The organism is Endozoicomonas ascidiicola, from assembly GCF_001646945.1.
In the GTDB taxonomy this organism is placed as follows: domain Bacteria; phylum Pseudomonadota; class Gammaproteobacteria; order Pseudomonadales; family Endozoicomonadaceae; genus Endozoicomonas; species Endozoicomonas ascidiicola.
Window position 1 is genome coordinate 494,344 of sequence record NZ_LUTV01000006.1, and the last position, 6,405, is coordinate 500,748.

At 46.3% G+C, this 6,405-nt stretch carries 4 protein-coding genes, 4 tRNA genes and 1 pseudogene; 3 read left to right on the top strand and 6 right to left on the bottom strand.

The annotated features are described in order from the left end of the window. Positions 1-12: 12 nt before the first annotated feature. From AKL11_RS19055 to AKL11_RS19070, 4 genes are all read right to left on the bottom strand, one after another. Positions 13-88 (bottom strand) — tRNA-Val (locus AKL11_RS19055). Between the two features lie 34 nt (positions 89-122). Beyond that, positions 123-199, bottom strand: a tRNA-Asp gene (locus tag AKL11_RS19060). Between the two features lie 168 nt (positions 200-367). Next, positions 368-444 (bottom strand) — tRNA-Asp (locus tag AKL11_RS19065). 46 nt (positions 445-490) lie between these two features. Continuing rightward, a tRNA-Val gene (locus AKL11_RS19070) sits at positions 491-566 on the bottom strand. A 210-nt stretch (positions 567-776) separates the two neighbouring features. On the opposite strand from AKL11_RS19070, the gene rdgC reads away from it, so the two are divergent. Next, complete coding sequence (gene rdgC, locus AKL11_RS19075; RefSeq protein WP_067520437.1) at positions 777-1,748, top strand: recombination-associated protein RdgC; 972 nt, start codon at positions 777-779, stop codon at positions 1,746-1,748. 353 nt (positions 1,749-2,101) lie between these two features. Here rdgC and AKL11_RS19080 read toward each other — a convergent pair whose 3' ends face one another. Further along, entirely contained in the window at positions 2,102-2,965 is an 864-nt protein-coding gene (locus tag AKL11_RS19080; protein ID WP_067520439.1) for a tetratricopeptide repeat protein, read from the bottom strand. Positions 2,966-3,683: 718 nt separating this feature from the next. Here AKL11_RS19080 and AKL11_RS19085 point away from each other — a divergent pair. After that, positions 3,684-4,784 (top strand): phosphoribosylaminoimidazolesuccinocarboxamide synthase, encoded by a 1,101-nt coding sequence (locus tag AKL11_RS19085; RefSeq protein ID WP_067520442.1) that lies wholly within the window; start codon positions 3,684-3,686, stop codon positions 4,782-4,784. A 159-nt stretch (positions 4,785-4,943) separates the two neighbouring features. On the opposite strand, the gene AKL11_RS19090 is transcribed toward AKL11_RS19085, so the two are convergent. After that, on the bottom strand, positions 4,944-5,147 hold the full coding sequence (locus AKL11_RS19090) for a hypothetical protein (protein WP_067520445.1): 204 nt from the start codon (positions 5,145-5,147) through the stop codon (positions 4,944-4,946). Positions 5,148-6,221: 1,074 nt separating this feature from the next. Between AKL11_RS19090 and AKL11_RS26090 the strand changes: the two are divergent. Then, positions 6,222-6,405: pseudogene (locus tag AKL11_RS26090) on the top strand (hypothetical protein); the annotation flags it as partial.

Below are 6,405 nucleotides of genomic sequence, written 5' to 3' on the forward strand. Positions count from 1 at the left end.
GCCACTCAAATTTGGTGGGTGATGACGGGATCGAACCGCCGACATTCTGCGTGTAAAGCAGACGCTCTCCCAGCTGAGCTAATCACCCAATAAACCTTTACTCTTCGTATCGAACCGTTTAATGGCGGACCGGACGGGACTCGAACCCGCGACCTCCGGCGTGACAGGCCGGCATTCTAACCAACTGAACTACCGGTCCACATAAACGTTCAACACTTCAACAACATCACTGACAAAGTCTTATTCATCAGTACGTCAAACCGAATACCCGCTGTTTTGCGGAAGAGAGACTCTATCAGAATTCACTTTAAGATCAATCCCTGATTAAGAATTGATTCAAACCAGCGAAGTCGTTCTTTATAAAAGATGGCGGACCGGACGGGGCTCGAACCCGCGACCTCCGGCGTGACAGGCCGGCATTCTAACCAACTGAACTACCGGTCCGCTATTCTTTTTCAAGCACCTTTAAACAGGAAAAGCTACTCAAATTTGGTGGGTGATGACGGGATCGAACCGCCGACATTCTGCGTGTAAAGCAGACGCTCTCCCAGCTGAGCTAATCACCCTGATCATTCATGTTGAGCTAGAAGACTTACCATCTTGCCGCCCCTCATCAACGCGGCGCATTATAAGCAGCTAACCTATTGATACGCAACTGTTATTAAGCACTTTTTTTACACAACCCACGATCCCTAATTATTTACCCATGCAAAAGCCACAAACTCACGGTACATTAATGACCAAGGCAGCTACATAAGAAGGAAATCGAAACAATCATGTGGTTTAAAAATCTGATTTTTTATCGCTTCACCCAGCCATTCAGCCTGTCGGTAGAGGAGTTGGAAGATAAGCTGAAAGAGAAACGCTTCCGCAGCTGTGGCAGTCAGGACATGAGCACCTACGGTTGGGTGCCACCTCTGGGCAGACATGGCAGTATGCTAACCCACGCGGCCAGCGGTTTTATAATGATCACTGCTCGCAAGGAAGAAAAGATTCTCCCGGCCAGTGTGATTAATGAAGTGCTGGAAGAACGGGTTGAAAAGATTGAACAGGAACAAGATCGTCAGGTTTTCAGCAAAGAGAAGAAAACATTAAAAGACGATGTACTTATGGAGTTGCTCCCCAAAGCATTCTCCCGCAGCCAGAATACCTTTGCTTATATCGATACAGTAAAAGGCTGGCTGATTGTGGATGCATCTTCTTTTAAAAAGGCAGAAGAGCTGACCAGCTGCCTGCGAGAATGCATGGGCAGTCTGCCTATCGTTAACCCGCCTCTGAAAAACATGCCGTCTTTTGCCATGACTCGCTGGTTAGCGCAGGAAGTACCTCTGCCAGATCATTTGATACTGGGTGACGAGTGTGAGCTTCGGGAACCCGGTGATGAAGGCGGACAAGTTAAAGTCAGCAAACAGGAATTGGCAGGAGAAGAGGTGGAAGTCCATCTTCAGGCTGGCAAGCAGGTGAGCAAGATGGCGGTGATCTGGAATGACGCCCTGAGTTTTGTTCTCGGCGATGATCTGGTGATTCGTAAACTGAAGTTCACGGATTCTATTCAGGAAAAGCTGGATGAAGTGAATACCGAAACCGCTGCAGAACAATTTGATGCGGACTTTGCCCTGATGACCATGACTCTGCAGCAAATGCTGGAAGAGTTGATTGAGTATTTGGGGGGCATCAGTGAAGAGGCGATGGAAAGGAAAGAAGTGGCCAGTTTTGATGTTGGTGCTAAAGAAGAGGCACCTTTCTGACAAACTGGGTCTCATTATTGAGGGTGTCGCAAAACTCTAAACATCTCGCTCATCTCGTTCCCATGCTTCGAGGGTGTCGCAAAACTCCAAACATCTCGTTCCCATGCTTTGCGTGGGAATGCATACTCTCGAATTTTCAAAGGGTTAGAAGTATGGGTTCCCACGCAAAGCATGGGAACCAGGGCTTTGCGACAACCTCGCTTCGCGTGGGAATGCATACCCCTGAATTTTCATAGGGCTTAGAAGTCTGGGTTCCCACGCTGGAGCATGGGAACGAGATTTCTGGAGTTTTGCGACAACCTCAAAGCATGGGAACGAGATGTTTGGGGTTTTGCAACCACCTCAGCAATCAATCAGTTCATCATACCAAACAGCTTGCCACGGTAACGTCGTGCAATCGGGCTGGCCTGCCCTAACTGTTCAAACACGGTAAGCATCAGCAGTCGTGCACCGTCTTCACGGAATTCACGATCACGACGAACAATAATCAGCAGTTGCTCCAGCGCTTCTTCACTTTCGTCAGCAATGACCAAACGAATGGCCAACTGGTAACGTGCTTCATGATCATTGTCGTTGTCTGCCAGCCGAGCTTCCAATTCCTGTCGAGCCGGCGCATCTGCCACCATTTCATAAAATGATAACTTTGCTTTTGGCTGTGCAATACCTTCAGCATCCGCTGGCAAGGCGTTAATCAGCTGTCGTCCTTCTTCTATTCGCCCAAGTTCCAACAACAGATTAACCTGCAATACTTGCAGAGCGTGGTTGTCTGGCTCATCTTTCAGAATATTCTGCAACAAGCCCAACGCCTCTGCAGCCTGTCCTTCGGCCATTAAGGTTTCGACCTGCTGACGAACCATATCTGCAGGGCTCATGGTTAATGGGTCCAGCACAGCGCGCAACGTTTCTTCAGATTGCGGGCCACTGAACACCTCAACCGGACGACCTTCATGGAGCACCACCTGACCAGGCAAAGCGCTCACCTGCAGCTGATTGATTAACTGACGAGCCAGCATTTGATCAGCTTCTGCATCCAGCCTCGCCAGCGTCAGTTTGCCCTGATAAGAGGCAGTGATGGATTCCAGCAACGTCAGCTGCTGGGCACAGCCCGGATCACTCTGCATACCTATATAAAGAAGCACCGGTTGCTCAACCGACTGCTGAAGCACTTCTTGAATATTGGCTTCTGTTACATCCACTGAGAAGCTTTGCTCATTCATTACCTTGGTCACCTTAAACAATGCCACCCAATGCCACCCGATTGGGCTGAATCCAAACCGCTAACTGTAAACTATCAACACCCTTAAAAGATACCGGATTGGCGTTATAGTGAGAGCGCCTCAACGGCCATGCGCGACTAAAGAGATCATATGCTCGACACTTCTGCAGACTTCTTTAAGACTTTGTTGGAATTAACAACAAAACCCATGAAGCGACTGTTTGGATTATGTGCTCCAGTTCACTTACCCACAGTTTCTGTGGATAAGTTTGTGGATGATCATTCCCAACGGGTCACAGAGACCGATAATCCCTGCCCCCTATCAAACTGATCATTTTTTGATCTATTTTTTTTGCTTATTTTTCAACAACTTAGGATAAGCCCTTACAAAATCAGGCACTTATACTGACATAAAAAAATAGACGTCAATCACTTGACATTTGTGCATAAAAACCATAATTCCACTACCTCCACTTCGACAGAGCGCACGTCAGCCGCGAATCCGACACAAATCACCTAATAACCAGAGGTTATTACCCAGCCCATTTGTAGGATTTCCTCCATCCTCCGGCAATTTCTCAATCGCCGCACTTTTCTATGTAGATGAAGGAAACGATTTGCTACTATTTCCTGCGTCTCGATCAATGGTGCCGGAAGTCGATATCGCCGCTTACCCATCCATTGAAATTGCCTAACCAATAAAAGATACAGGTAGTTGAATGAATCTCGCTGATAAGGTTTTGGCCGTTAACAACGATCTCCCGATCCGGACACAACGTCCTATCCATTCCGGCAAGGTCCGCTCCGTCTATTGGCTTACCGACGCCGACAGCAAACGCCTGATACAGGAAAAAGGTTATAATGTAGCACCGGATGCGCCATTGGCCATTATGGTGATTTCAGATCGCATCAGCGCCTTTGATTGCATCTGGCAGGGAGAAGGTGGTTTATCCGGCGTACCCGGTAAAGGTGCAGCCCTGAATGCCATCTCCAACCACTGGTTCGAACAGTTTAAAACCCATGGCCTTGCGGATAGCCATATTCTGGATACGCCCCACCCGCTGGTCTGGATCGTTCAAAAAGCCCGCCCGATTATGATTGAAGCTATTGTGCGCAAGTACATCACAGGCTCCATGTGGCGTGCCTACAGCAAGGGCGAACGGGCGTTCTGCGGCATTCAATTACCAGAAGGCCTTCAAAAAGATCAGCCGTTGCCAGAACTGCTGATTACGCCGTCTACCAAAGGTATTTTGAAGGGTATTCCTGGCGTGCCGGAAGCGGACGATGTGAATATCAGCCGGCAAGACATTGAAGCCAACTATCAGGCATTTAACTTCCGGCAGCCCAGCGATATTGATCGTTATGAAACATTGCTCAAAGATGGCTTCCACGTCATCCGCCAATCACTGGCCAACATTGATCAACTATTTGTGGATACCAAATTTGAGTTTGGTTACGTCACCGATGCCAATGGTGAAGAACAACTCATTTATATGGATGAGGTGGGCACGCCCGACTCTTCAAGAATCTGGGATGGCGATGCTTACCAGCAAGGACAAATCATTGAGAACTCCAAGGAGAGCTTCCGCCAGTTCTTGCTGAACTATTTTCCAGACCCGGACATTCTTCTGAACAAAAACCGAATGGTGGAACGCCAGGCACTTGCAACAAACAACCAGTTGCCAGAACAGGCGTTGTTAGATCTTGCTGCAACCTACACAGGTATTGCAGAAAAGATTACCGGGCAACCGCTACCACTGTCTGATAATCCGAGGGAAGAGATTATTGATATTCTCAGTCAAGGTTATGGATTGATTTAATTTCCGTTTATATAGCTGAGCCTTATCTTTCAAGGCTCAGTAATGACGCTGACTATTTATCTTTTGAATATTGCAGCGCCTTCTATAAAAGGCATAAACAACAGGCATAAAAAAAGCTCGAATCCGAAAGATCCGAGCCTATACAAATGGTGCGATCAATTATTTATTATTACGAGCATACGACTTCTTGATATCGTAATGTCCGTTAAACTCACTCAAGCATCTGTAGACAGAAACATAAGATGTAAACTTACCTTCCACATAACAGGCTTTTTCTACAACGCCGCTAGGGCCTGAGCTGTTTGAATCAGCCTGTAAGGTACCAGCTGCCAACAGTAAAACCATTCCTAAAACTTTTTTCATATTCCAAGTCCTTTTTTTGTTTCGGGTTCAAAGTCAGAATAGACGGAGTACTCAATATCGCCATGTCCGATTGATCCTTTAAACCGCTGCCACACCCAATTTAAATGTTATTTTTTGAGAATCCTGAACGGTGTGAAATCCAAGATATTAACATCCAGAATCTCTGTTAAATAACAGCGATAATCCGCTGAATAAAAAGCAGTAATTAAGTCATCAACTAGCAATCGATCAGAAAATTGATCAGCCTTGATATCTGAAAACTGTTACTCCTTGTTAGTTTTCTAAATCAGGCCTGCTTGAAAAATGTAATCTCTTGAAAAGGTTTGAGAAGAAGAGTTATTAGCGCGAATAAACCCAGCGATTAATAGAGCTGAAATTTACGATACTTTTACACAAATTTTCAAGAGGGGGCGGTCACAAAGCCTCGTTTCCATGGTCATCCAAGGTTGTGCACGCCTTTCCCAAACCCTGATAAACATTCTCACGCGGAGCGAGGTTGTCGCGAAACTCTAGAAATCTCGTTCCCATGCTCCGCGTGGGAATGCATACCTCTTAATTTACTAAGAGATAGATGTATGGGTTCCCACGCAATACCCAGAGGGCATAAAAGCATGGGAACCAGGCCTTTTGCGACGCCCTCGAAGCATGTGAACGAGGATGCTGGGGGGGGTTAAGGCAACCCCCTTGACCAGAAGAATCAATGAACAGTCATTTTTTATACTGTTACCACCAATCACAGCCTTTAATAACCGGCGAATCGATTTATTGGGCAGTTATATAACCTGAAACACGGGGATGCGCTATTTAAGAGAGCCATATAATCCTCAGCAATTCCCGCCGAGTTGATTAAAGTCAATAATATCAAGGGCTAGAGACTGATCTACTAGTTCAGAAATCGCAGACTATTAAGTAACATATACGACATTACATCATCATTGTCATTTTACTGTGAAACCATCTAACCGAAAGACGATTGCTGAGAAACTGATCAAAATAGTTTCAAAAGAAGCTGTTAAAGTCCCTGATTTTCGTAAAAGAAGCAGTCAAAATGCGATCCCGCTTCATGATGCCATCATGAGCGGTCTTGCCATTATGCATCTGAAGTATCCATCATTACTTCAGTTCGATCGGGACTGTGTTAAAACACCAGCCAAGTTGCATAACCTGAAATCGTTGTACGGCGTCGGTCAGGTACCTTGCGATACGCACCTCCGGGAAATGCTTGACCCTATTGATCCCCGCTATTTACGAAAATTTT